At 34.6% G+C, this 25,851-nt stretch carries 24 protein-coding genes; 6 read left to right on the top strand and 18 right to left on the bottom strand.

All coding sequences use genetic code 11. The features are described 5' to 3' along the window. Window positions 1-172: 172 nt before the first annotated feature. A complete protein-coding gene (locus tag HF990_RS04960; RefSeq protein ID WP_016838340.1) occupies window positions 173-811 on the bottom strand; it encodes an FMN-dependent NADH-azoreductase in 639 nt (212 codons plus the stop codon). Window positions 812-930: 119 nt separating this feature from the next. After that, window positions 931-1,635, bottom strand: coding sequence for a DsbA family oxidoreductase (locus HF990_RS04955; protein ID WP_016838341.1), 705 nt, complete (start codon window positions 1,633-1,635; stop codon window positions 931-933). A gap of 125 nt (window positions 1,636-1,760) precedes the next feature. On the opposite strand from HF990_RS04955, the gene HF990_RS04950 reads away from it, so the two are divergent. Further along, window positions 1,761-3,137: an FAD-dependent oxidoreductase gene (locus HF990_RS04950; RefSeq protein ID WP_016838342.1), complete on the top strand. Its 1,377-nt coding sequence runs from the start codon at window positions 1,761-1,763 to the stop codon at window positions 3,135-3,137. A 42-nt stretch (window positions 3,138-3,179) separates the two neighbouring features. Here the strand turns inward: HF990_RS04950 and HF990_RS04945 are convergent, their stop codons facing one another. From HF990_RS04945 to HF990_RS04935, 3 genes are all read right to left on the bottom strand, one after another. Next, a complete protein-coding gene (locus tag HF990_RS04945) occupies window positions 3,180-4,106 on the bottom strand; it encodes a manganese-dependent inorganic pyrophosphatase (RefSeq protein WP_016838343.1) in 927 nt (308 codons plus the stop codon). A 148-nt stretch (window positions 4,107-4,254) separates the two neighbouring features. Further along, window positions 4,255-5,115, bottom strand: coding sequence for a MurR/RpiR family transcriptional regulator (locus HF990_RS04940; RefSeq protein WP_016838344.1), 861 nt, complete (start codon window positions 5,113-5,115; stop codon window positions 4,255-4,257). Between the two features lie 189 nt (window positions 5,116-5,304). Then, the gene (locus HF990_RS04935; protein WP_016838345.1) at window positions 5,305-6,546 is read right to left on the bottom strand and encodes an MFS transporter; all 1,242 of its coding nucleotides are present in this window, start codon (window positions 6,544-6,546) and stop codon (window positions 5,305-5,307) included. Window positions 6,547-6,797: 251 nt separating this feature from the next. Between HF990_RS04935 and thrC the strand changes: the two genes are divergently transcribed. Both thrC and thrB read left to right on the top strand, forming a co-directional pair. After that, window positions 6,798-7,850, top strand: a complete 1,053-nt coding sequence (gene thrC, locus HF990_RS04930; protein ID WP_016838346.1) for a threonine synthase — start codon at window positions 6,798-6,800, stop codon at window positions 7,848-7,850. Beyond that, window positions 7,847-8,764 carry a homoserine kinase gene (thrB, locus tag HF990_RS04925; RefSeq protein ID WP_168412107.1) on the top strand — a complete coding sequence of 306 codons (918 nt, stop codon included), beginning with the start codon at window positions 7,847-7,849 and terminating at the stop codon, window positions 8,762-8,764. Before thrC ends, thrB begins: the two co-directional genes overlap by 4 nt. Before the next feature lie 54 nt (window positions 8,765-8,818). On the opposite strand, the gene zupT is transcribed toward thrB, so the two are convergent. The 9 genes from zupT to putP all read right to left on the bottom strand — a co-directional run bounded on the left by zupT (window position 8,819) and on the right by putP (window position 19,542). After that, on the bottom strand, window positions 8,819-9,634 hold the full coding sequence (gene zupT, locus HF990_RS04920; protein ID WP_016838348.1) for a zinc transporter ZupT: 816 nt from the start codon (window positions 9,632-9,634) through the stop codon (window positions 8,819-8,821). 126 nt (window positions 9,635-9,760) lie between these two features. Continuing rightward, a complete protein-coding gene (locus HF990_RS04915; RefSeq protein ID WP_016838349.1) occupies window positions 9,761-10,357 on the bottom strand; it encodes a phosphatase PAP2 family protein in 597 nt (198 codons plus the stop codon). Between the two features lie 233 nt (window positions 10,358-10,590). Then, window positions 10,591-11,619: a siderophore ABC transporter substrate-binding protein gene (locus HF990_RS04910; protein WP_168412106.1), complete on the bottom strand. Its 1,029-nt coding sequence runs from the start codon at window positions 11,617-11,619 to the stop codon at window positions 10,591-10,593. 203 nt (window positions 11,620-11,822) lie between these two features. Further along, on the bottom strand, window positions 11,823-12,590 hold the full coding sequence (locus HF990_RS04905; RefSeq protein ID WP_016838351.1) for an iron ABC transporter ATP-binding protein: 768 nt from the start codon (window positions 12,588-12,590) through the stop codon (window positions 11,823-11,825). Beyond that, window positions 12,587-13,543, bottom strand: coding sequence for an iron chelate uptake ABC transporter family permease subunit (locus tag HF990_RS04900; RefSeq protein ID WP_016838352.1), 957 nt, complete (start codon window positions 13,541-13,543; stop codon window positions 12,587-12,589). Before HF990_RS04900 ends, HF990_RS04905 begins: the two co-directional genes overlap by 4 nt. Then, window positions 13,533-14,486, bottom strand: coding sequence for an ABC transporter permease (locus HF990_RS04895; protein WP_016838353.1), 954 nt, complete (start codon window positions 14,484-14,486; stop codon window positions 13,533-13,535). The genes HF990_RS04900 and HF990_RS04895 overlap by 11 nt, the downstream gene beginning before the upstream one ends. 341 nt (window positions 14,487-14,827) lie before the next feature. Continuing rightward, complete coding sequence (locus HF990_RS04890) at window positions 14,828-16,315, bottom strand: peptide MFS transporter (protein WP_016838354.1); 1,488 nt, start codon at window positions 16,313-16,315, stop codon at window positions 14,828-14,830. A 344-nt stretch (window positions 16,316-16,659) separates the two neighbouring features. Then, window positions 16,660-17,943, bottom strand: coding sequence for a GTPase HflX (gene hflX, locus HF990_RS04885; protein ID WP_168412105.1), 1,284 nt, complete (start codon window positions 17,941-17,943; stop codon window positions 16,660-16,662). 108 nt (window positions 17,944-18,051) lie between these two features. Beyond that, window positions 18,052-19,542, bottom strand: coding sequence for a sodium/proline symporter PutP (gene putP, locus HF990_RS04880; protein ID WP_016838356.1), 1,491 nt, complete (start codon window positions 19,540-19,542; stop codon window positions 18,052-18,054). 274 nt (window positions 19,543-19,816) lie between these two features. On the opposite strand from putP, the gene HF990_RS04875 reads away from it, so the two are divergent. From HF990_RS04875 to HF990_RS04865, 3 genes are all read left to right on the top strand, one after another. Then, entirely contained in the window at window positions 19,817-20,980 is a 1,164-nt protein-coding gene (locus HF990_RS04875) for a class I SAM-dependent methyltransferase (protein WP_168412104.1), read from the top strand. 214 nt (window positions 20,981-21,194) lie between these two features. After that, window positions 21,195-21,815 carry a DUF47 domain-containing protein gene (locus HF990_RS04870; RefSeq protein ID WP_016838358.1) on the top strand — a complete coding sequence of 207 codons (621 nt, stop codon included), beginning with the start codon at window positions 21,195-21,197 and terminating at the stop codon, window positions 21,813-21,815. 21 nt (window positions 21,816-21,836) lie between these two features. Next, on the top strand, window positions 21,837-22,853 hold the full coding sequence (locus HF990_RS04865; protein WP_016838359.1) for an inorganic phosphate transporter: 1,017 nt from the start codon (window positions 21,837-21,839) through the stop codon (window positions 22,851-22,853). Window positions 22,854-22,886: 33 nt separating this feature from the next. Here HF990_RS04865 and HF990_RS04860 read toward each other — a convergent pair whose 3' ends face one another. The 4 genes from HF990_RS04860 to HF990_RS04845 form a co-directional block, all read right to left on the bottom strand. After that, window positions 22,887-23,081 carry a hypothetical protein gene (locus HF990_RS04860; RefSeq protein WP_168412103.1) on the bottom strand — a complete coding sequence of 65 codons (195 nt, stop codon included), beginning with the start codon at window positions 23,079-23,081 and terminating at the stop codon, window positions 22,887-22,889. A gap of 73 nt (window positions 23,082-23,154) precedes the next feature. Continuing rightward, window positions 23,155-24,234 carry an AI-2E family transporter gene (locus HF990_RS04855; protein ID WP_016838361.1) on the bottom strand — a complete coding sequence of 360 codons (1,080 nt, stop codon included), beginning with the start codon at window positions 24,232-24,234 and terminating at the stop codon, window positions 23,155-23,157. Window positions 24,235-24,368: 134 nt separating this feature from the next. Continuing rightward, window positions 24,369-24,902 carry a YdcF family protein gene (locus HF990_RS04850; protein WP_238536190.1) on the bottom strand — a complete coding sequence of 178 codons (534 nt, stop codon included), beginning with the start codon at window positions 24,900-24,902 and terminating at the stop codon, window positions 24,369-24,371. A 208-nt stretch (window positions 24,903-25,110) separates the two neighbouring features. Then, the gene (locus HF990_RS04845) at window positions 25,111-25,830 is read right to left on the bottom strand and encodes a YebC/PmpR family DNA-binding transcriptional regulator (RefSeq protein WP_016838363.1); all 720 of its coding nucleotides are present in this window, start codon (window positions 25,828-25,830) and stop codon (window positions 25,111-25,113) included. Between the last annotated feature and the right edge of the window lie 21 nt (window positions 25,831-25,851).

The raw sequence follows: 25,851 nt of genomic DNA, 5'->3' as shown, positions 1-25,851 counted from the left end.
AAGTTTGCCGCTCGCTTCCTTCAGATTCCGCGTCACCACGGACACCCTTGCGTTAAGCTAACTGTTACTTCTGCCTTCACAGTTCGGGACTTACACCCTATAGATTACACCCATGCCAGGCGCACTACAATAAAGAGGTGCCTTGAAATCACTCCAGGCACCTCTTTTTCTTTTAAACTGCTACTGGTACTAGTTTTTGAACAGAAGCTTTTACTTGTTCTAAACCTGCTTCAATTATTTCATTTGCTCGATTTGGTTCAGCGTTATGGCCTTCAATAATCACTTCATCAAGAAGCTCCATTCCCGCAATATTCCCAAGAACATTTTTAATATAATTTACACTCATTTCCATAGGTTGAGCTTCTGGTGATGAGTAATATCCACCTCGTGCGTTCAAAATGACGAATTTTTTATCTGTTAATAACTGTACTAGTTGCCCTTTTTCATTATATTTAAACATAAATCCTGCTTGATAAATATAGTCAATGAATGTGTGTAAAGGTGCAGGAATTGTTAAATTCCATAATGGGAAAGCAACAACGATTACTTCTGCTTCTTTTACTAAATCCATCGCTTTTTTCTTCGCAGCTAGTAAACGAGACTCTGATTCCGTTAATTCTTTACCTTCGTTTTGTTTTGCCAATGCATCGAATAATTGTTGACCGAAATATGGCATATCTTCTTCGAAAACATCGTATATTTTTAGATTAATATTTTCAATTTTCTTCGCTTCTTCAATATATGTTTCAAACATTTTTGTTGAAATTCCGTCTGGACGGTTATTTGCTTTAATTACTAACACATTTTTCATGATGTATATATGCTCCCTTTCTTTAATTTAAAACATCTCAAATTCAAGATTCATAAAATCAAGTATAAAAGGGGGGATTCATTTTATCAAGCAAATAACACTCATACTTTTGGCTGAAATTAAATATCGCAATGTCCATCCGAGCAAATATCTCCGTCTCCGCCGAGCATTTGTAATGATGGTTTTAATCCCTTTTCTTCAGCTACTTTCTTTACTGTCTGCTCAAATAACTCTTGAGGTTGTGCTCCTGAGATTGCATATTTGTTTTCAAATACAAAAAATGGAACACCCTGAATACCGTAAATTTGAGCTTGTTGAATATCTTTTTCGACTTCTTCAGAAAATCGATTGCTCTTCAATATTTCTTCTACTTCTTTACTCTCAAGTCCAACTTCTTCTGCCAATTTGATTAACACATCTTCTTTTCCAATAGCTTTCCCTTCAATGAAATACGCATGGAATACCCGTTCACTGAACTCTATACCTTTTCCTTTTGAATAAGCCCATTTTGACAATCGATGAGCCTTTAAAGTATTTGCTGTTTTTAGTTCATCAAAATTATATTGAAGTCCTACTTCATTCGCCCGCTGTACAACACTGTTTGTCATTTTCATTACTTCATCAATCGGCATCCCATATTTTTTTGATAGATGCTCATAAATGTACTCATCCGAATCTTCTAATGTTGTAGGATCTAATAAAAAGCTTTTTAATTCTACTTCCACTTGTCCAAAATACCCTGTATCTTGAATTGCTTTCTCCAACTGCTTCTTTCCGATATAACAAAATGGACAAACGAAATCTGACCAAACTTCTACTTTCATTTCTTTTCCTCCTTTTTCGCTATTTTACTTGTATCCTCTTAAAACAACAAAATATATGCTCCTACTGAATAATGTAGTGATTTTTTTTACATACTCGTAAAAAACACATTTTTAGGGGGATTTTCATGCAGAATTCGCTTTGGTTACATAATGTAACCCCTTTATCTTTAACATCATTATCCGCTTCCCTGAACTGCGATGTATGTATAGTTGGCGGTGGATTAACGGGGGTCTATACTGCCTATCTACTTGCAAATAAAGGGATAGATGTTGTTTTGCTAGAAGCGAAATCTTCTGTTGCGAATGGTACAACAGGTCACTCTACGGGAAAACTAACTCCCCAACATGGTGCAGTTTATGATTTATTACTGAACACTTTTAATGAAGAAGAAGTGCGCACCTATTATGATGCCAATGCAACGGCTATTGAAAACGCACTTCATGATGCAACAGCGGATACATTCCAACGAGTTGATTCTTATTTATATGCAACAACAGAACAGGGTGCGGAAAAAATCAAGAAAGAAATAGAGGCTTACAAGAAAATAGGTATACAAGGAATCGAAACAACTGATACTGAACTGCCTTTTGATGTTATCACTGCATTAAAAATGGAAAATACCTATCAAATCCATCCGACGAAATTTACGAATCATTTTGCAAAATTAGCATTAAAAGCGGGAGCAAAACTATTTGTAAATACAAGGGTAACAAAATTAATTATTGATGAAAATCGCCTTTTAACGGAGAATCATTTTGAAGTAAACTTCAAATCAATTGTGCTTGCTACCCATTATCCAATCGAGGCAATAAAGGGGCTGCAAATCGCCAAATTATCTATTGACCGTTCTTATTTAATGGCAACCAAAACTGCGGAGATATTGAAAGGCCAATATTTATCTACCGATCAATCTTCCCGAACAATTCGAACAGCTTTAATTGATCATCAACCATACTTCATTTTCGGAGGTAGCTCCCATGTTGCAGGTGCTGTCCAAAACACACAATTTTATTATGAAATGTTAGAAAAAGAACTTATGTCAACTTTCGATATGCCTAAACCTGAATATTTATGGAGTGCACAAGATCCAAATACAGCAGATTATATTCCTTACGTAGGACGCATTTCAGAAAGTGAACCGCGTATATATATCGCTACTGGTTATCGGAAATGGGGGCTTTCCAACTCGCTTGTTGCAGGTGAAATAATTTCGACACAAATTACGGAAGGCCAACACCCTGCCCAATATCTTTATAGTCCTTCGAGAAATATGTTCGGAAAAACTTTTATGCGAATGTTGAAGGCAATTGGCTTTACAGTATCAAATCTCGCAGAAGGTTATTTAATGCGAATTGAAGCTCCAAAATGCACCCATTTAGGTTGTAAAACCCAATGGAATGAGGCGGATGAAACGTGGGATTGCCCTTGCCACGGTTCACGATTCGATAAGTTTGGCAACGTCATTGAAGGACCAGCAGTATATCCACTATCTTTGGAATAAAAAAAAACGGTGTCAAGGATTTACCTTGAACACCGTCTATTATTAACTTAATGCATCTGTCAACACAGGAACTACTTGTTTTTTACGTGAAACTACTCCTGGTAAATCGAATTGGTTATCCACTAATTCCTTACCGAATGCTTTTGCTGCATCTAGAGCAGCATTTCCTGCTACTATTGCTACGGAATCGTTGTTTAAAATATCAGTAATGAAGAAGAAGAATAAGTTTAAACCTTTTTCTTCAACATTCTTATTCAGTAAACTTACTAATTCTTCTTTACGGTTCAACACATCATTCACATCAACTGCATTCACTTGAGCAACAACGGATTTCACTGTGCCAAAAGTAAATTCTTTTGCATCTAAAGAAAGTAAATCTTCTATAGATTTATCTGAAAGATCCGCACCAGCCTTTAGCATCGAAAGACCGTATTCTTCCGCATTCACTCCTGCAATTTCAGCCAACTCTTTACCTGCTTGTACATCTTCTTCCGTGCAAGTAGGAGATTTGAATAGAAGCGTATCAGAAATGATGGCTGAAAGCATTAAACCAGCAATGTTTGAAGGAATTTCAATATTTTTTTCTTTGAAGATTTTATTTAAAATCGTTGCCGTACATCCAACTGGTTCTGCGCGATAATATAACGGATCAGCCGTTTCAAAGTTTGCAATACGGTGGTGGTCAATAACTTCTAAAATTTTTACGTTTTCAATTCCGTCTGCAGATTGTTGGCGCTCATTGTGGTCAACTAAAATCACTTCACTAGTTTCTTCTGCAACATTTGAAATAAGTCTTGGCGGCTCGAAACCGAACTTTTCTAAAGCATATTTTGTTTCATTATTAATTTCACCAAGTCTTACCGCTTCTGCATCTACTCCGAGTTGCTGTTTTAAATAAGCATAAACGATTGCGGATGTAATCGAATCTGTATCAGGGTTTTTATGTCCGAAAACTACTACTTTGCTCATTCAAATAGTTCCTCCTAAATTTGTGTATAGTCCGTGTCTATTTTATCATAACTTCCTTATAATAGAAAAACGTAACATATCACATAAAATTTATGAAAAACAAAAATATTTTCGAAAAATTCAAAGTTTTACAAACATTTAAGTATCACTATTTCATTGTTAACGTTCGTTTTTCTAAAAATTGGAGACTATCATCTAATTGAGCATTTAAATTTAAAAATTTTTTATAATAATTTCTATTATGTAGAGTCATGCCTTCGACGAGAGCGTGTACAAGGGAATTAGCTGCGGTATTTGCTTCTAAAGCAACTTGTTTTTGAGCCCCTGCAACAAAACTGATATTTGCATAATCACGTACAGGGGATATGGAAGAATTTGTTATAGCAATAATTTTGACCTTTTTATTTTTCGCTAATTTAACAATTGTTAATATATCTTCTAATACCGAATCTAAAGCGATTACAAACAATACTGAATCTGTATCCATTCTATTTATTTGGTTTACAATATCTTCAACATTAAATTTGATTTGAGTAACCTTTTTTCCGAAATTTTCTAACATTGAAGTTAAATAACATGTAGATGGAGCGCACTGTCTATAACCTAACGTATAAATGATCCCTGCTTCATGTAAATAAATTGTGGCTTTTTCAAAGCTTTCTGCATCAATACATTGTATTGTATTTAAAATACTCGTTACATCCCGATTCATTATTTCACTGAATAAATATTCATGTTTTTTTCCAATGGATAATTGTTCGCCAGCCGAAACATGTTTCGATTCTAATAAATCCTTTCGAATTCTATCTTGCAGTTCACTATAGCCAGATAAATCCATTGCATAACAAAACCGAATCACTGTTGACTCACTTACACCGATGATTTTTCCTACTTCAGAGGCAATATGAGTAGCAACTACATTCGGATTTTCTATAACAAACTGCGCTACTTTACGTTGTCCCCTTGAAAGTCGGATAAAGCGTTTTTTCACTTCATCACAAAAGCCCATTTTCTTAATGAATTCCTCCTTCATGAAATTACTTTAATGTATGCAATATTATAGAAAGTAGGTTAGCATGTATAATGAGTGAATACAATGAGTTTTCAGAAAAATATTCAAGAGTAACTAAGTAAATTCATTAAATTGTCAAACTTATAAGGAAGCTTTTTGTTCTTAAAAAAGCTTCCTTCAATTTATTTACTCTAGTTCCATTTGTTTTGTTTCTTGTCCTAAAAAAACAACTGCCGCTACACCAATTACAATCGAAATGCAAAATACAGCAAAAATAAATCCGAAATCAAATCCTGCCGTACGCAACCACCCTACAAGCAAAGGACCAAAAATGCCTCCAATCCGTCCAATTGCTGCTGCCATCCCTGCGCCAGTTCCACGAATTACTAATGGATATTGTTCCGGTGTATAAGCATACAAAGCTCCCCAAGCACCTAAGTTAAAGAAGGATAAAAGAATTCCCGAAATTAATAGCACTGTAATGGATTCTGCTTGTCCAAACACATAAGCACTTGCAGCTGTTCCTAATAAATAAGTAACTAATACAAATTTTCGCCCAATCTTTTCTACAAACCATGCAGCAGTAAAATAACCTGGTAGTTGAGCTAGGGTCATAATCAAGACATATTTAAAGCTAGAGATTAAGCTGAAGCCTTTTCCTACCATAACACTTGGAAGCCATAAAAACATTCCATAGTAAGAAAATACAACGGAAAACCACAGTACCCAAAGCATAAGGGTAGACTTCGCATATTTTTTTGACCATACACCACTTATATTTTGAAAAATAGTGCGTTTTTTCGCCTCAGGTTTTGCGGCAAACTGAGGAGAGTCAGGTAAATGCAAACGAATAAATACCGCGTATAATGCTGGTATAGCTGTTATGATTAATGCCACTCTCCAACCGGCAATTGGCCATATATCACTTGGAATAACAAAGTAAGCAATGATTGCAGCTAACAACCATCCGAATGCCCAAAAACTTTCTAACAATACAACTACCCGACCACGTTCTTTAGCTGGTACACTTTCTGAAACCAATGTAGAAGCAACAGGAAGTTCACCACCAAGTCCCATACCAATAATAAATCGTAAAATTAAAAACGCAGCTAATGTCGTTGTAAATGCCGATATACCACTTGCAATGGAGAAAACCAATAGTGTTACAATAAAAATGGTTTTTCTTCCTATTTTATCTGCCAGCAATCCGAATAGAAAAGCTCCTACGGCCATCCCAATAGAGTTGACACTTCCAATCCAGCCCATTTCATTGGAGGAAAGACCCCAATCTACCGCTAGTGCTGCAATAATAAATGAAAGTATTCCGACATCCATTGCATCGAATAACCATCCGACACCAGCAACCCCCAACAATTTATTGCGAGAGATGGTCCGGGCTTTCTTGGATTGCAACAACTTATTATCCATCTGTTATTTCACCTGTCTTTACAATTTAGATGATATTATTACATTAAACCCATTCACTATTATTAGCAAGTATTATATTTGATTTATTTTTGTAATTATTTATCTTGTGTTTAATAAAAATGATAAAATAATTTGTGTATATAATATTTTAAATTTTTCGTTTTCTATTGAAATATACTATTATTCTGCGCTAAAATGTCTTTTATATAAAAACAGATGTTCACCCAGTGAAAACAAAAGGAGATTTTACTATGTGGAAAGGTCTTATCGAAGAATATAAAGAATTTTTACCTGTGACAGAAAAAACACCTACATTAACTTTGAATGAAGGAAATACTCCTTTAATTTACTTAGGAAATTTATCTAAAAAACTAGGCATAGAATTATACGGAAAATACGAAGGATTAAATCCTACTGGCTCTTTCAAGGATCGTGGAATGGTCGTTGCGGTAGCAAAAGCTGTGGAAGAAGGAGCAAAATGTGTTATTTGCGCATCTACTGGTAATACATCTGCTGCTGCTAGCGCTTATGCTGCTCGCGCAGGTATTCAATCCATTGTCGTTATTCCAAAAGGAAAAGTCGCTCTTGGGAAATTAGCACAAGCTTGTATGTATGGTGCAAAAATCATTGAAATTGATGGAAATTTCGATGATGCTCTTTCAATCGTTCGTAAAATTGGTGAAGAAGGAAAAGTAACGCTCGTAAACTCTGTCAATCCGTACCGTATCGAAGGGCAAAAAACTGCTGCCTTTGAGATTGTCGATGCTTTAGGAAAAGCCCCTGATTATTTATGTATTCCTGTTGGTAACGCAGGTAACATCACTGCCTATTGGAAAGGCTTTAAAGAATATAATGAAGCAAAAAACAGTGGTTTACCTAAAATGTATGGATTCGAAGCAGAAGGAGCAGCTGCCATTGTAAAAGGTCAACCAATAGACAATCCTGAAACAGTTGCGACAGCTATTCGCATTGGTAATCCTGCGAGTTGGAAATTCGCTGAAGCGGCTCGCGATGAATCAAATGGAATAATCGACTCCGTTACTGATGAAGAAATCATTGCTGCATATAAAGAAATCGCAAAAAGTGAAGGAATTTTTGTCGAACCAGGTTCAGCTGCTTCCCTTGCTGGTGTAATCAAATCCGTAAATAACGGAAAAATTGAAAAAGGTAGCACAGTGGTCACTGTATTTACGGGGAACGGGCTAAAAGACCCTGATACTGCTATGAATGTATCGACTGTGGAAGTCGTTTCTTTGAAAAATAACATGGAAGAAATTCGAAACTACATTGAGGGTTTAGTATGAGTAAAAAATGGCAAATTACAGTTCCAGGAAGCACTGCAAATTTAGGCCCGGGATTTGATTCTATAGGGCTTAGCCTATCACTTTATTTAAAGTTAACTGTTTCTCCTCAAGATGAATGGGAAATTATCCATTTATCAGAAGGGTTACCAAAAAAATTCGAAATAAAAGATCACTTAATTTATAAAATCGCTCATGAAACTGCAAAACAATATAACAGAGAAATGCCTAGCTGTCGTATCGAAATGACAAGTGAACTGCCTTTTGCTCGAGGAATTGGCAGTAGTGCAGCAGCAATTGTAGCAGGAATTGAAATTGCAAACCTCCTTTGTGACCTTCAATTATCTGTGCAAGATAAATTAAATCTATCTTCACAGTTTGAAGGCCATCCAGACAATGCCACTGCTTCTGTATTAGGAGGATTAACCATTTCAACAATGGATGAAGCAGGCAATGTTGATACAATTCACATCCATGACCTTGAAGCATCATTTGTATTATTTATTCCGAATGTAAAGTTAAAAACTTCTGAAGCAAGAGATGTGTTGCCAAAAACATTCCATAGACCATATGCCGTCCAAGCAAGTGCTGGTGCAAATATGCTCGCAGCAGCATTAGTATTAAAGGATTATGAACGCATCGGAAAATATATGGAATCTGATTTATTCCATGAGCCATTCCGTGCAGAACTTATCCCTTATTACCATGAAATTCGCAAGGAAGCAAAAAAAGCTGGAGCGTATGGTACTGCATTAAGTGGTGCTGGACCAACAATGATTTCAATAATTCCAAATTCCATAGGTCAACAATTTGTTGCAAAAATGGAGGAATTATTCCCGACACATAAAATCATTCTGACAAAACCAGATCAATGTGGCGTTTATGTTGAAGAAATATCAAGCGTTTCTAAAGCATAATAAAACAGGAGTTGTTCGAAAGTTCCCTACTTCAGAACAACTCCTGTTATACTTTTATGACAACAAAATTAAACTTATCGCCATTACCGCCATTCCCACAACCACCCCGTATATAGATGAGTGGGTCTCATCATATTTTTTCGCAGCTGGCAATAGTTCATCAAGAGAAATAAACACCATAATTCCTGCAACTGCTGCAAAAATTATTCCAAACATAATGTCATTTAGAAACGGCATCAATATTAAAAAGGCAACGAGTGCACCAATCGGCTCTGCAAGTCCTGAAAAAAAGGAAAGTTTAAAAGCTTTCTTCCTCTTACCAGTTGCATAAAATATCGGTATAGCTACAGCAATCCCTTCAGGTATATTATGGATAGCGATGGCAATGGCAATAGCAATTCCCACACTCGGATCGTGTATCGCTGACATAAAAGTCGCAATCCCTTCAGGGAAATTATGAATACCGATAGCAAGTGCCGTAAATATTCCTACCTTCATTAAATTTGCTTCATCTAATTCCTTAGGTGATAATTCTGCTTGCATAACATCCTCTACTGTTTTTACTTCATGAGGATTTGTTTTTTTCGGAATCAATTTATCTATCATAGCGATAAATAGCATTCCTCCAAAAAATCCCATCACCGTCATCCAATACCCTTTCGACTCTCCTAAAGCAACCGTTAATGCATCTTTCGCTTTAAAAAAAATTTCAATTAATGATACATATATCATTACGCCAGCTGAAAAACCTAAAGCAGCAGATAAAAACTTTTTATTCGTTCTCTCGGTAAAAAATGCTATAAGCGCACCAAGTCCAGTTGCTAACCCTGCAAATAAGGTCAGACTAAATGCTAATATGATGTTACTCATTCGAACATCCTTTCTTTTAATATCCTAATATTATTATATACGCAGAACTTTCCTTCGTGCAACTTTTTTTACCTTATCTATATTTTGTGGATTTAGAAAACTTATTTCAAAAAAATAAACGCTATATCAGCGTTTAATACTTTCATACAAAAAAATACAAATACAAAACCAAGTAAATCCTAAACTCCATCCAGCGATTACATCTGTTGCAAAATGATGTTTCTCCGCCACTCTTGATAATCCTGTCAATATAGCTAACACCAATGCTCCAATCCAATACCACAACTTACTTTTATGATTTTTAGTAAGTTCAGACAATAAATAAGCTATGGTGAATAAATACAATAACCCCATCATAGCATGACCAGATGGAAAGCTATACGATGCCAATTGATCTGCTATTTCTGGTCGTGGACGTGCTACCCATTCTTTTACGAAATGATTAATCAATCGGCCAATCGGAATAGTAAGAATCACAAAAAACATTCCTCTGTAATTTTTGAACTTTAACCATAAAATGAATAATAAAATAATTGCGATAAAATCTATTAATGAAGTTTCACCAAAATAATGGAAAAAGCTGAAAAACTTATTACCTTTTAATAATAATTCCATGTTTTGATCAAATGAAACGATAGTAGAAGTGTCATAAGTATAACGTAAAATAATAAAGAGAATAAATGTAAACAATCCACTAATGTAAAGTAATACACGATTATTCATCAACTTCTCCACCTTAAAATATTAAAAATCACCCTTATGAAAGCTTAATAACAAAAATAAATTTACTTATTAACATATTGTGCAATTTAGATATAATTCAGTCGAAAGTATATTATGCAATAATAACAGTAATAATGGATTCATTTCATCACATTTGCAAAAGGCAATGCTAACAGACAAAAAAATGATCACCCAATGATGTAATGGGTGATCATTTTTGGACAAACGATTTATTATTTTAGTTCATTTAAAATTTCATCAATTTTCGCAAGTTCAGATTGTAAGCCTCCACCGCTTAAATACCAAAGCGCACCATCTAAGTATACGATTTTACCGTTTTTATAAGCTTGTGTTTTTTGGATAATTGCGTTTTCCATGTCAGCTTCGATGTTTGATTGTCCACCTACAGCTGCAGTACGGTCAACTACAAATAATACTTCTGGATCGAATTCTAAAATCGCTTCGAAACCAAAGTTTGAACCGTGAGATGAAGCTTCGATATCTTCAGTTACTGGAGTAAATCCATAAATCTCATATACATAACCGAAACGTGAATTTGAAGCAAAGCCAGCTAATTTACCTTCGTTATACATTGTTACTAATGAAGTTTTATATTGGCTAGCTAATTGTTTAATTTCTTCAAGTTTTGAATCGAATTTCGCTAAAAATTCTTTCGCTTCTTCTTCTTTATCGAAAATTTGTGCTGCAATATCTACTGATTTTAAGAATGTGTTCCAGTAATCATCTTGAGAAGTACCAACGAAAATTACGTTTGGAGTAATCTCTTTTAATTGGTCATAGAAAGTTGCTTGACGAGCAGAAATGAAGATTACGTCTGGTTGTAATTCAGCAATATCTTCAAGTAATGGGCTTTTTAATGAACCAACATTTGCATATTCATCTGCAGCATATTTAGAAAGTTGTTCTGGTAATGTACTATCTTTTGCAACTCCAACAATTCCTTCAACACCAAGAGCATCAAGTGTATCTAGGAAACCATAGTCAAATACAACAATTTTTTCAGGCATTTTTTCTAAAACAACATCTTCAAATACAGTAGTTGCACCAGTTTCATCATTTTTGCTTTCTGAAATTGTAGGTTTAATCGTCATTGGGAATCGGCCATCTTCTTGAGCTTGTCCTTGTGTATTCTCTTCATCTGTATTTGAGCCCGTATTTTGTTCTGCCTCTTTGCCACCGCATGCAGCTAAAACAAATACAAGCATTGTTAGAATAACTGCGAATAATTTCCAGTTCTTCATTATAACTTTCTCTCCTATTCCTTATATTTATATTTTAATATGTTTTGATATTGATAATCATTATCAATAACTGACTCTAATTATAATTATTAGCTTATTGTTCGTCAATAAGTTTTTTTACATTTTTTATTAAATGATTAAAAAATATTACATTTTAAAATGATTTAGAAAAGCATACAAGCTTTTCTAAATCATTCTTATGATTACGTATGAGAATTAAAATATACGCAAATGCGGCAACCATTTTGTTCTTGCACTGGAATATTCATATCATAAATTTCTCGTAAAGATTCTGAGTTAATAATCTCCTCTGTCGGCCCATTTTTCACAACTTTACCGTCTTTTAATGCCACAATATAATCTGAATAAACTGAAGCAAAGTTGATATCATGCAATACAATTACAACCGTTTTATTCAATTCATCAACAAGCTTGCGCAATATTTTCATAATTTGCACAGAATGCTTCATATCCAAATTATTTAATGGTTCGTCTAGAAGAATATATTCTGTATCTTGAGCTATAACCATAGCAATAAAAGCTCGTTGTTTTTGTCCACCAGACAATTGATCTAAAAATTTATCTTCAATTTCCTTCAAATTCATGTATTCAATAGCTTGGTCCACATATTGCTCATCTTCAGGTGTAAGTCTTCCTCTTGAATATGGATAACGTCCAAAAGACACAAGTTCCCTTACAGTTAATCGAACGTTAAGAAAGTTTGATTGTCTTAGGATTGAAACACGTTTAGCAAATTCATTAGACTTCCAATTTTTTACGTTCTGTTTGTCCAATAACACTTCGCCAGTATCGGCATCAATTAACCTGCTAACCATTGACAACAATGTCGATTTACCAGCACCATTCGGTCCAATAAAGGAAGTAATAGCCTTTGGTTGAATCGATAATGATACATCACTTACAACTGGTTTATTACCATACTTTTTCGTCAACCCTTTAATTTCAATCATCCTTGTGCCCTACTTTCCTTTAGTAATAAGTATATAAAGTAAATACCACCAATAAAATTAATAATGACACTTAAAGTCGTTTTCATTTCAAAAATATGTTCAACAATAAATTGCCCGCCAACTAACGCAATAACACCTATTAAACCAGCTCCTAATATGAGAACTGAATGCTTGTACGTTACAAAAAATTGATAGGATAGATTTGCAACAATCAATCCAAAGAATGTGATTGGACCAACTAATGCTGTTGATGTTGCAATAAGAACTGAAGCTAAAATTAATACATTCATCACTAAACGATCGTAATTAACACCTAAATTTATAGCGTTGTCTCGGCCTAATGTAGCAACGTCCAATTGATGTAGCATTCTAAAACCTATAATAAAAGCAGAGATTAAAATAATACTTGCAACAAGTAACAATTGAACTTTAATTTTAATAAAGCTTGCGAAAAGTACGTTTTGTAAACTCAAGTATTCAACTGGATCAATTAATACTTGCAAGAATGAAACGGAGCTACCTAAGAATGTTCCGATAATCATTCCGATTAATAAAAGCAAATAGATGGGATATTTGTCTGCTCTAAATAATGTACGGTATAACAAAATAGCAAATATGATCATAGCGACGAGCGCCGCGAAAAAGTTTAAATATTGATTGACTACCCAGATTGATGCAGATCCTGCAAAGAAGAATATAAGGGTTTGCACCACTTCGTACATGGAGTCAATTCCCATAATCGATGGTGTTAATATTCGATTGTGCGTAATTGTTTGGAAAATGACCGTTGAGTAAGCGATTGCAAAACCAGTAATCACCATTGCTCCAACGCGCATCATACGTCGAGGGAAAGCATAATCGAATCCACCTTTAATATCGTAAAATCCATAGAGTAAAATACAAATAATTGCAATAATCGCTAATATTATTAATTTCACAACATTATTTCGCATATGCTCTCCCCCTAAACAACATAATTAAGAAGAGCAAACTACCAATTACTGCAACTGTTACATTGACCGGTATTTCGTATGGATAAACCACTACTCGACCAATAATGTCGCAAACTAATAAGAAAACAACTCCCAGTACAATTGTATGTGGAATCGTTTTACGCAAGTTGTCCCCCATATAGATTGAGACAATATTCGGAACAATCAAACCTAGAAAAGGTATTACACCGACTGTTAATACAACGGTCGTAGAAATGGTCGCAACAAGAATTAAACCGAGGTTCAACACTGCTTTATAACTTAAGCCTAAATTTTTTGCAAAGTCTTCACCCATTCCGGCAACCGTGAATTTATTCGCATATAAATAAGCCAAGATAATGGCAGGAACACTTACATATAACAGCTCATAACGTCCTGAAATAATGAGTGTAAAACTACCCATTAACCAAGTATTTATGTTTTGAATCAAATCCCCTTCATACGCAAAAAATGTCGTAATGGAGGATAAAATATTTCCATACATAATACCGATTAAGGGAACGAAAATCGCATCTTTAAATTTAATGCGGTCTAAAATTTGCATAAATAAAATCGTACCTGCAAATGCAAACACAAAGCTAAAAATTATTTTTTGCATATATGCAGCTTGTGAGAATAACAAAATCGAAATAAGAATCCCTAACTTAGCTGCATCTAGAGTACCTGCTGTCGTAGGTGATACGAACTTATTTCTACTTAAACTTTGCATAATTAAACCAGCAATACTCATTCCTGCACCCGCTAAAATAATGGCAAGTAATCGAGGGACCCTACTAATTAGAAATATTTGGGTTTCTTGTGATTCCCAGTCTAGTAAATCAGTAGGTTTTATATCGATTGCTCCAATGAATAGCGAAATGAGTGACAGGATAATTGCTGCCACTAACAACATCCATAGTCTCATTTTTGCTCCCCAATTTTCTCATTTTCTATACTCATTAATGAAAATGATTCTCATCACCAAGTACAATATAATTATAAAGAGAAAAACTATAAAAATCAAATACAATTGAGAATGAAAATCAAATGTATTTCAGCGTTTTCTCCTATTTTATATAACATCCCGACTGTATATTCTTATTTTCCACCCAATAAGAAAGATGGGTGTCTAGAAAACTTTCTAGACACCCTCACTTTTTCAAAATCATGATTTTCTAAAAATCTTTGCTCCTGCGGTAGTCGAAACACTTTCTACTATCTGTCGCAAAGGAGCCGTTTCAAAATATCAAACGGCTCCCCTTCCTATTATTTTACTCCTCTCATTGCTTTAGAAATAATCGGAGTAAATAGTAATATGATGACACCAAGAATAATGGATAATCCACCAAGTGCACCAAAATAAACAATTTCCGTAACTGCTTCATAAATTCTCACTAGCTGTGCATTGATAGCTTGTGCAGCCGCGCTAGTTAAGAACCAAAGAGACATTGTTTGAGAAGCAAAAGCTTGTGGAGCAAGTTTTGTCGTTGCAGATAGCCCCACTGGAGAAAGCAATAACTCCCCAATTACTACTAAGAAAAATGATAATACTAGCCATAATGGACTTACTAGTTCTGTTCCACCAGACAGTTTTGAAGGAATCATCATCACTAAGAATGATGCACCTGCGAAGAATAGTGCAAAGGAAAACTTCAGTGGTGTTGAAGGTTGACGATTACCTAGTTTTATCCAAATCCAAGCAAATACTGGAGCGAAAAGAATAATAAATAATGGATTTAACGATTGGAACCAAGAAGCTTTTAATTCAAAGCCGCCAACATTTAGATTTGTTCTCGTATCTGCATAAGTTGCCAAAATAGTTGCACCTTGCTCTTGAATTGCCCAGAACATTACTGCGGCAATAAATAAAGGAATGTATGCTAACACACGAGATTTTTCATCTTTTGTCGTTTTTGGACTTCTATACATGATGATGAAAAATGCTGTAGGAATTAATACACCTAAAGTTGTAATAATCGTACTAAATACACCCATTGTTAAATTGCCAGTTGCATACAAACCGCCTAATACAACAACAATCGCTAAAATAATGATTGTGAAATTCAAAATCGCTTTTTTCTTCTCGGCTTCATTTAATGGGTTTGGAACTTGAAGACCTGCTAAGCCCAGATTTTTCTTTTGCGTGGCTATGTAAATAATTAAACCGATCAGCATTCCAATACCTGCTAAACCGAATCCTAAATGGAAGCTATAAGTTTCCCCTACAGTCCCAACAATAAACGGAGCTAAAAATGCTCCCATGTTAATACCCATGTAGAAAATACTAAAACCAGAGTCGCGACGGCTATCTTTTTCTGCGTATATCTCGCCGACAATTGATGAAACATTCGTTTTTAATAAACCTGTACCAATAATGATAAATACCATTGATATAAGGAGACCTGTTAAAGCAAGTGGAAGAGCTAAAATGAAATGCCCGATCATGATGAGGATTCCGCCATAAAACATCGTCTTACGAGGACCCCAAACTCGGTCAGACAACCATCCACCAATAATACCAGACATATATACTAAAGAACCGTAGATGGCCATAATGGAGTTTGCAGTTCCGCGTTCAAGCCCCAATCCACCTTCATGTAATTCATAGTACATATAAAAAATTAAAATGGCGCGCATTCCATAATATGAGAAACGTTCCCAGAACTCAGTAAAAAATAGTGTGAATAAGCCTTTAGGATGTCCAAAAAAGCCTTTCTGGGGGACAGATTTCACAATTTCCTCTTTAGATAACATATCTTTCCCTTCTTTCTTTTATTATACTTTTTATTTTTTTCTGAAAATTTCATCACTTCCGAAGCAACTACAATATCTATTTTTAAATAATTTCTATAACATTTTCAATATATCTGTATAATGTTTAAATTTTAAGTTTATTTGTTATTTTCCTAAATTTCTTATCATTCTAACGTTTTTTCGTCTTTCTAACCACCCCTTTTTATTATTTAGGTATAACAAAACAACTAATTTACTATCCCTTGAAAAATTTTTCTTAACTTGATACCTGTTATGTAGTTTGGAATGTAAAAAGTCAATACATACTAAAAAAGCGAGGGGAATTTGATTCCACTCGCTTTCTGCTATTTCTTGACTACAAAGTCCTCAAACTTTTTATAATCCGATTCTTTCAATTCTACTATTAATTTTGTTCCCGCTTCTTCATACTCTGTTGACTTTACTGAAGCATTCTCGTTTAAATAGGATACGATATCCCCCCGGCTGAAAGGAATGAACATTTCACAAGTATAATAATTGGAAAAAAGATGTTTACGAATACATTCAACTAACTCATTCAATCCTTTGCCTTCTTTCGCGGATATCCAAAGGTCTTCTCCGTAAACTTTTGGGTAAGCAATATTGGCTAAGTCACATTTATTATAAAGGTAAATGGTTGGAACATTTTCTACTCCAATTTCTTTTAATGTACGATTCGTAACATCCATCATAAACTTATATTCACTGTTAGAAACATCCACTACATGTAACAATAAATCCGCATCTCTCGCTTCTTCTAATGTTGATCGAAAAGCTTTTACTAATTGGTGGGGAAGCTTGCTTACAAATCCAACGGTATCAGTTAGTAAAAATTGTTTTTTATCCGGTAATTCAATTTTTCGCACTGAGGTGTCTAGCGTTGCGAACAGCATGTCCTTTTCAAATACTTCTTTGTCCTCTTGCCCAAATTTTGCAAGCATTTGGTTCATAATTGTTGACTTCCCTGCGTTAGTATACCCAACTAGTGATACTACAGGAATTTCACTTTTACGTCGCTTTTTTCTTTGAGTATCTCGTTGTTCTTTAATTTGTTCTAGTTCTTTTCGCAACTTTGTAATTTGGTCTTCAATTTTCCGTCGATCGAGCTCTAGTTTTGTCTCACCAAGTCCTCTATTTCGAAGACCTCCACCTGTTGCTCCAGCTTGTCTTGATAAAGAAGAATGTAATCCAACTAATCTAGGCAACATATATTGCAGCTGTGCCAATTCAACTTGCAATTTAGCCTCTTTTGTTTTTGCTCGGCGGTCAAATATATCTAAAATTAACGTTGTTCGGTCAATCACTTTGCAATCTAAATCATTTTCTAAATTTCGGATCTGTGAAGGAGATAGTTCATCATTGAATATAACTAAGTTTGCACCAACTTCATCAAAAAAATTTTTAATTTCTACTACTTTTCCCTTTCCTACATAATGAGATGGATTAACGCGCTCTAAATTTTGAGTTACTTGCCCTACCACTTCGACGTCAAGGGCTTCCGCTAAATTTTCCAATTCTTCCATTGAATATTCAAAATTTGGGTCATTTAAGTTGACACCCACTAATATTGCTTTCTCTTTAATCATCTCTACTTCTTTTAACTGAGTCATAATCCTTCCCTCCGAACAATGGGTCTTATCCCGTTATTATACAGTATACCCTGTGAAAGAAAAAGAAAGACCCACAACACAAAGTTGTGGATCTTCCTCGATAACTCATTATTTTTCCTTTTCAGCTTTTAAAACCTCTAATGTTTGATTGAATTCTTCTTCAATTTCTGGATTTTGTTTATACGTAATCATACTTACAATAACTGCTACAACTAAGTTAGAGAAGAATCCAGGAACCATTTCATAAATCATGCCTGAAAGAGTAGCAGATTGACCCCAAACGAATGCTACAATAGCACCAACAACCATTCCGCTTAATGCACCAATGTTTGTTAACTTTCTCCAATATAGAGCAAGGATAATAATTGGACCAAAGGATGAACCAAATCCAGCCCAAGCAAATCCAACTAAATCTAAAATTGAGTTGTTTGGATTCCAAGCTAAAATCATTGCGACAATAGCTACAATCAATACCGCTACACGTCCAGCTGTCACATAGTGCTTATCGGTAGCATCTTTTTTGAACAACGCTTTATAAATATCCTCAATTAATGCAGAGGAAGTAACGATTAATTGAGAAGAAATCGTACTCATAATTGCCGCTAAAATGGCTGCAAGTAAAACACCTGCAATAAATGGATGGAATAAAATTTGTCCCATTACAATGAAAATCGTTTCTGGGTCATCAAGTGTCATTCCGTTTTGTTGGAAGTAAGCAACACCCACTAGCGCCGTACACATCGCACCAACCAAACTTAAAATCATCCAACCGATACCGATACGACGGGCACTTTTCATTTCTTTTACTGTATTAATCGCCATGAAGCGAACGATGATATGTGGTTGTCCGAAATATCCAAGACCCCAAGCAACAGAAGAAATAATTCCTGCAGCTACTGCTGTTGATGGTAATAAACTTAAATGCTCAGGATTTACAGCAGTGATAGCAGTTCCTGTTTCACCTAATCCTCCTGTAATGAAAACGCCTACAAGAGGAACTAAAATTAAAGCGAAGAACATAATTGTTCCTTGTACTACGTCTGTATAACTTACCGCTAAGAATCCACCAAATAATGTATAAATGATAACAACTGCACTTACAAGGATCATCCCAGTGTGATAATCAAATCCAAATGAACTTTGGAAAAACTTACCGCCAGAAACCATACCAGAAGAAACATAGAACGTGAAGAATACAAGAATAACGATTCCTGATGCAATTCTAAGTAATTTCGTATTGTCACGAAGTCGGTTATCTAAAAAGCTTGGGATTGTAATAGAGTCTTTGGAAATTTGCGTATAAACACGTAAACGCGGTGCGACTAAAACATAGTTTAAATATTGTCCAACTGTTAAACCAATCGCAATCCACGCTTCTACTAAACCTGCTGCATAAATGGCACCAGGTAACCCCATCAATAACCAACCTGACATGTCGGCTGCTCCAGCACTTAGAGCGGTTGTAATTGGCCCTAATCCGCGCCCACCTAACATGTACTCTTTTAAGTTAGATGTTTTTTTGAATGCATACCAACCAATTAATAGCATTGCAATCATATATAATATGATCGCAAACATTTGGAAAGCATACTCACTCATAAAATTCTCCTCCTTGTTGTTACATACTTAAAATGTGTCGAAATAGAGAAAAAAATGTCGATTTCTAAGAAATCTTTTATAACAATACTTTAACATAGGGATAGGTTTTTTGGATATAATATTTTTTTGGAAAATTCTCTTTTTGTATAATTTTCCGTTTTAAAATAATTTTCTGTCAACATGGTTTACAATTTTCTCGACCTTTTCTATAACAATAATGTATTATGTGTTAAACTATTGTCGATTATCCTAAAACGAAGAAGGTTTGATATCCATGGAATTTACTGATATGAAACAACAATTACTTGAGCATATTTTTAATAAAAAACTAATATCTGCAACCATTAGTCAGCCAAGGAAAAAATCAGATGAATTGAAAAGAGTTAAATTAAAGCCAGTTGAAATAAAAGGACAATACCATGTTCAACTGGAATATCAATATGAAAGGATATTAAAACATAAAAATATCCTATTAGAAAATTTCCATCCTTATTTAAATGAGTTGCTACAGCAATTTAGACAATTTCACGGGCAATTCACCGATCGCTTAATTCAAATACAATTATCTAAAAAGAATAAAGTCTTTTGGAAAGAAGAACAAACAGAAATAAAAAAAGAGCTGTCTTTAGCCCATAACCGTAAAAAGAATTACTTGCTGAATGAAACAACTCCTTATCCATTCTTAGTGCGGCTTGGGGTTCAAACTCCTGATGGAAAAGTCAAAAAACAAAAATACGACAAATTCCGACAAATCAACCGGTTCCTCGAATTTATTGACGATTCCTTAAATTACTTACCGAAAAATCGGCAAATTCGTATTATCGATTTTGGCTCTGGGAAGTCTTACTTAACCTTTGCCTTATATCATTATTTAAAAATCGAAAAAGGTTTAGATCTTAAAGTTACAGGACTAGATTTAAAAAAAGAAGTAATCGAAGAATGTAATAATATTGCAAAAGATTTACATTATGACAATTTAGAATTTATTGTAGGAGATATAAATGATTACGATGAAGAGACATCTGTAGATATGATTGTAACATTACATGCTTGTGATGTGGCGACAGATATGGCACTGGCTCGAGCTGTAAAGTGGGGAGCAAAAGTCATTTTAAGCGTACCATGCTGTCAACATGAATTGAACCGTCAATTAAACGCCCCTCATTTAGAAATCATGACACAACACGGATTAATCAAAGAACGGTTTGCCGCTCTCGCAACCGATTCAATTCGTGCAGAAATTTTAAAATTAGTCGGATATGAAGTACAGTTAATGGAATTTATCGATATGGAGCATACACCTAAAAATATATTGATACGAGGTTTTTATACTGGAAAGAAACCGGGCAAAAACGAATTCGAAAGATACAAAGCTTTTATTGAATTCTTATCAGCAAAGCCATTTTTGCAAAAGGAACTTGAAGAATACTTATCATAAAGTCAATCCATAATAAGCATATTAATATGGCACTGCCAATTAATATGCTTATTTATATTCCTTATTTTCAATACAATAACTAATTATTACCAAATAAATATTACAGGAATGTAAATTTTGTTATTTTCCGCATTTACATTCTATAGTTTTTGAATTTTTTTTGCTATCATAATAAAGGTTTTAAAACTAACGTATATCAGGGGGCATTACTTTCATGTTTAATCCAAAAAAATCAGATCCATTTTTTGTGTCATTACACAAAATTGCTGAAAACATGCGAGATGCAGTTCACTTTGCTAACGACTTTAATATCGATTCAATTGCTGATTTAAAGGAATTAAGTATCAAAGTTAAAAAATTTGAAACGGATGGTGACAATTTAATACACGAACTTATCGTCATGTTAAATAAGTCATTTATGACACCAATCGAAAGAGAAGATATTTTAGCATTAGCTATTAAAATGGACGATGTATTAGATGGTATAGAGCAATGTTTTGCTCACTTAGAGATGTTCTCCATTCCAGAATTAGACGAGTCAATGCGCACATTTTTAAAATACATAACAAGAAGTGCAGATGAAATTGTATCAGCAATCGACTTGTTAAATAAAAAAGATTTAACTTCAATGAGAAATCATATTATTTTAATCAAGGACTATGAACGCGAATGTGATGAAGTATCCCGTTCATCCATTAAACAACTATTCTTAAATGAAAAAGATCCAATCCGTTTAATTAAATACAAAGATATTTACAACCAACTGGAAGATATCGCTGACCATTGCCAAGACGTAGCAAATACACTAGAAACAATTATCATGCGCAATGCATAATAACGGAGTGGAGTTTTAGATATGGATACCATTTTAATCATCACAATATTAATCGTTATATTTGCGCTCGCATTTGACTTTATTAACGGATTTCACGATACAGCAAACGCGATTGCTACGTCTGTTTCAACCCGTGCACTGCCACCGCGTACAGCTGTAATGCTTGCTGCTATTATGAACTTCCTTGGAGCAATTTCTTTTGTAGGAGTAGCAAAAGCAATTGCTAGCGATATCGTAGACCCATTTTCACTGAATCAAACGCCAGATGATACAACAGGATCTGTCGTTATTTTAGCAGCACTTATTTCTGCGATTACATGGAACTTACTTACTTGGTATTTTGGAATTCCGTCTAGCTCTTCTCATACATTAATTGGTTCCATTGCTGGTGCAGCAATTGCTGCGGCGGGATTTGATATTCTTAATTATAAAGGTTTTATGGGCATTTTAGAGGCGTTAATTTTTTCTCCATTTATCGCTTTTGGTGTCGGATTTTTATTCATGTCAATATTCAAGTTGTTGTTTAAAAATTTAAACCTTTATCGTACCAATAAAGGATTCCGTACGATGCAAATCTTTACCGCGTCATTACAAGCTTTTACTCACGGCACGAATGACGCCCAAAAAGCGATGGGGATCATTACAATGGCTTTAATCGCTGCCGGCATCCAATCAGATAACGAAGTACAAGATTGGGTACGAATTGCCTGTGCGCTTGCGATGGGATTAGGAACTTCCGTCGGAGGATATAAAATCATTAAAACGGTTGGTACAAAAATTATGAAAATCCGACCTGTTAATGGTGCTTCAGCCGATTTAGCTTCTGCTACTGTTATTTTTGGAGCAACATTAATTCACTTACCGGTGTCAACAACTCATGTTATCTCTTCATCCATCATGGGTGTGGGATCTGCTCAACGTGTAAAAGGTGTTAAATGGGGAGTAGCCCGTAAAATTGTTTTAACTTGGATTATTACAATGCCAATTTCAGCAGTAATTGCTGGTTGTGTTTATTTCATATTGGATTTATTCTTCTAAATAAAAAACACGAGCTATAAACGCTCGTGTTTTTTATATTGTATTATTGGAATGACTCAATTCAAAAGGCAGAATACTTTGGTTTATAGTTGGCTCATAAGTGGCATAAAAGATTGTAATGGCAACGATAACCAAAATGCTAACTAAAAGCATAATACTTACAAGAATGATAGCAGCTCTCTTTCCGCTCATACAAAATCCCCTTTTTTCTAATAATCGCTCTCTCATAAAAATGCCTTTTCTAAGTATACAATACAAGATTTAAAAAAACAGCTTCCCTTTAAGTGTATACCGATTTATATTATAACGTTTTCGTTGCAGTTTCCTTAATTTTCTTCCGCTCCTCATAGATATTCTTTATAATTACTTTTAATACTGCATAAGTTGGAATACCAATCATAATTGCAATAAAACCACCTATATTACCAGCAGCTAATACTACTGTAATAACCGTTAACGGATGGATATCTAAAGATTTCCCCATAACATTTGGGGTAATTAAATTGCTTTCCAATTGTTGCGCAACAAGGGTAATTACACATACCCAAATCACCAAGACTGGATCTTGAATAATGGCGACAAGAATTGCTGGCGCCAACGAAATCCATGGACCGATAAACGGAATCATATTCATGAAAAAGGAAAAAATTGAAAGTAATAAAGCATATTCAAGTCCTATAATTAAGTACCCAATAAACATCATCGTTGCTAAAATTAAACTCACAAGTACTTGTCCCTGTACATAGTTTTTTAGTGCTTCATTGATGTCTTCTAACGTATTCTTTACCCATATACGACGCTCGCCGGTAAAAATCTTGTAAATATTTGGTGCAAATTTTTCATGATCCTTTAACATGAAAATATAAAAGAATGGTACCAAAATTAAAGTAAAAATTGTAGAAACAGTACCGCTAACAAAGTTTACAATGCTTTTACTACCTACAACGACAATGTCTTGAATAGAACTTGTTACAGAATCAACGAAGTTTTCAACTTGAGGAGGTAAATTGTCTTTGTTTTCTAGAATAAAATCCGTTGCTTCCATTATTTTATCGCCAATATTTGGAGAATTTTGCACTAAGCGGTTCACTTGTTCAGCAATCGGATTTCCGACAATTAACAATAATCCCGTTACTAATCCTGCTAATACTAATACAATCGTTGAAATACTTGCCCATCTAGGAAGTCCCTTTTTTTCTAGCCAACGCTGGAAAGGCTCTGATATGTAAAAAAGGACGCCACTTAATAACACTGGAATAAAAATTGTTTTGATAATAATAACAATGGGATTAAAAATCCAATGAATTTCTATTACATATTTAATAATTAATAAGGCAATTAATAATCCAATTCCCACTTGAAACCATAATTTTTTTGTCATCGTTCACTCACCCCTACCCAAGTTTAACACTTCCTGAAAATTCCTATACAAATCTATTTTCGTTTATAAAAAAGAATCAATAAAGAGTGTTTAATTGCGAGCATTTTCCACTCATTACAATTCGGTTGGAAGTTTTATTTTCCAAGGATTAATGTTTTTATGAGTGCAAACTGTTCACGAATATGTAACTTCTGCTCAACAATTTTCGGTGTTTTGGATGCAACTATGTCCACTTCTAAGTCCAGTTTATTTGCTAATATTTTTGCACGTGCACAGTGAAAATCGCTTGTAATAAGCGTAACGTTTTTTGTATTGGTTGGCAGTAATTTTTTTGAATATAGCAAATTTTCGTATGTAGACGTTGCTTGTTCTTCACGGATAATTCGATATTCTTCAATTCCTGATTCCACTAAAAATGTGTACATTGCTTCAGCTTCACTAATCGGTTCGTCCAACCCTTTCCCACCAGAAACGATGATGTTTACATGAGGATAGGATTTCAAATACTTTATCGCCTCTTTCAAACGATACTGCAAAGTTAAGCTTGGTCTTCCATCCGATTCTACTTTCGCTCCTAATAAAATCGCATATTCATAAGTACCATCTGCAACCGGTATTGGCTGTTTCATGGTTTTATAGGACCAAGTAAATAAAGCTACACTACTCACTATTAAAATTCCTAATATTATTAAAAAAATTTTTTTCATATGATCACCTTAAGGTTTTCTCTTAGTACTTACGTTTAAACGATTATAAAGTTCCAAAATTATACTTTAGAAACGTGGAATTTTTCTTTGAAAGTCCACTTCCCCAAAAACTGACAATGAAAAAAAGACCGTGACACTCAACATGTTACGGTCTTTCCTTTATTGAATATTAATCTTCTAAATCTGCGTTATGATATACACGTTGTACATCTTCAAGATCTTCTAATGCATCAATCATTTTTTCAAATTTCACTTTGTCTTCCCCAGTTAGTTTTACTTCAGTTTGTGGAAGCATTGTTAATTCAGCTACTGTAAACTCTTCAATACCTGCTGCTTTGAATGCTTCTTGAGCAACATGGAATTGATCTGGCTCCGCATAAACGATTGTGATTCCCTCTTCATCAAACACATCACGTGCATCAATATCCGCTTCTAATAAAATTTCTAATACTTCATCTACTGACTTACCTTCAATTCCAAATACCGCAGTAGAATCAAACATATATGATACCGAACCTGTTACACCCATATTTCCTCCGTTTTTGCCAAAAGCAGCACGGACTTCTGAAACGGTACGGTTCACATTGTTTGTTAACGCATCAACAATCACCATTGTTCCACCGACACCGAAGCCTTCGTAACGAAGTTCATCATAATCTTCTCCGCCAGCACCTTTTGCTTTTTCAATGGCACGATCAATAATATGTTTAGGTACATTATATGTTTTTGCTCTTTCTAATACTGCCTTTAATGCCTGATTTAATTCTGGGTCTGGTTCACCTTTTTTTGCAGCTACATAAATTTCCTTACCAAATTTTGCATAAATTCGGCTGGTGTTTTTATCTTTTTCTGCTTTTTTATCTTTAATATTATTCCATTTGCGACCCATTGGATTCACTCTCTTTCCTAT

Origin of the sequence: Ureibacillus thermosphaericus, assembly GCF_012396605.1 — a bacterium.
Classification (GTDB): Bacteria; Bacillota; Bacilli; order Bacillales_A; family Planococcaceae; genus Ureibacillus; species Ureibacillus thermosphaericus.
This window is presented reverse-complemented; position numbering and strand designations above follow the sequence as displayed.

Bases quoted from the DNA above. Each gene is read 5' to 3' on its own strand.
- zupT (WP_016838348.1), bottom strand. From the start codon at position 9,634: ATGAGTAACATCATATTAGCATTTAGTCTGACCTTATTTGCAGGGTTA.
- HF990_RS04950 (WP_016838342.1), top strand. From the start codon at position 1,761: ATGCAGAATTCGCTTTGGTTACATAATGTAACCCCTTTATCTTTAACA.
- HF990_RS04875 (WP_168412104.1), top strand. From the start codon at position 19,817: ATGGAATTTACTGATATGAAACAACAATTACTTGAGCATATTTTTAAT.
- HF990_RS04935 (WP_016838345.1), bottom strand. From the start codon at position 6,546: ATGGATAATAAGTTGTTGCAATCCAAGAAAGCCCGGACCATCTCTCGC.
- HF990_RS04940 (WP_016838344.1), bottom strand. From the start codon at position 5,115: ATGGGCTTTTGTGATGAAGTGAAAAAACGCTTTATCCGACTTTCAAGG.
- HF990_RS04960 (WP_016838340.1), bottom strand. From the start codon at position 811: ATGAAAAATGTGTTAGTAATTAAAGCAAATAACCGTCCAGACGGAATT.
- HF990_RS04870 (WP_016838358.1), top strand. From the start codon at position 21,195: ATGTTTAATCCAAAAAAATCAGATCCATTTTTTGTGTCATTACACAAA.
- HF990_RS04845 (WP_016838363.1), bottom strand. From the start codon at position 25,830: ATGGGTCGCAAATGGAATAATATTAAAGATAAAAAAGCAGAAAAAGAT.
- putP (WP_016838356.1), bottom strand. From the start codon at position 19,542: ATGAGTGAGTATGCTTTCCAAATGTTTGCGATCATATTATATATGATT.
- HF990_RS04895 (WP_016838353.1), bottom strand. From the start codon at position 14,486: ATGAGACTATGGATGTTGTTAGTGGCAGCAATTATCCTGTCACTCATT.
- thrC (WP_016838346.1), top strand. From the start codon at position 6,798: ATGTGGAAAGGTCTTATCGAAGAATATAAAGAATTTTTACCTGTGACA.
- HF990_RS04945 (WP_016838343.1), bottom strand. From the start codon at position 4,106: ATGAGCAAAGTAGTAGTTTTCGGACATAAAAACCCTGATACAGATTCG.
- HF990_RS04855 (WP_016838361.1), bottom strand. From the start codon at position 24,234: ATGACAAAAAAATTATGGTTTCAAGTGGGAATTGGATTATTAATTGCC.
- HF990_RS04955 (WP_016838341.1), bottom strand. From the start codon at position 1,635: ATGAAAGTAGAAGTTTGGTCAGATTTCGTTTGTCCATTTTGTTATATC.
- HF990_RS04905 (WP_016838351.1), bottom strand. From the start codon at position 12,590: ATGATTGAAATTAAAGGGTTGACGAAAAAGTATGGTAATAAACCAGTT.
- HF990_RS04900 (WP_016838352.1), bottom strand. From the start codon at position 13,543: ATGCGAAATAATGTTGTGAAATTAATAATATTAGCGATTATTGCAATT.
- hflX (WP_168412105.1), bottom strand. From the start codon at position 17,943: ATGACTCAGTTAAAAGAAGTAGAGATGATTAAAGAGAAAGCAATATTA.
- HF990_RS04915 (WP_016838349.1), bottom strand. From the start codon at position 10,357: ATGAATAATCGTGTATTACTTTACATTAGTGGATTGTTTACATTTATT.
- thrB (WP_168412107.1), top strand. From the start codon at position 7,847: ATGAGTAAAAAATGGCAAATTACAGTTCCAGGAAGCACTGCAAATTTA.
- HF990_RS04910 (WP_168412106.1), bottom strand. From the start codon at position 11,619: ATGAAGAACTGGAAATTATTCGCAGTTATTCTAACAATGCTTGTATTT.
- HF990_RS04890 (WP_016838354.1), bottom strand. From the start codon at position 16,315: ATGTTATCTAAAGAGGAAATTGTGAAATCTGTCCCCCAGAAAGGCTTT.
- HF990_RS04860 (WP_168412103.1), bottom strand. From the start codon at position 23,081: ATGAGAGAGCGATTATTAGAAAAAAGGGGATTTTGTATGAGCGGAAAG.
- HF990_RS04865 (WP_016838359.1), top strand. From the start codon at position 21,837: ATGGATACCATTTTAATCATCACAATATTAATCGTTATATTTGCGCTC.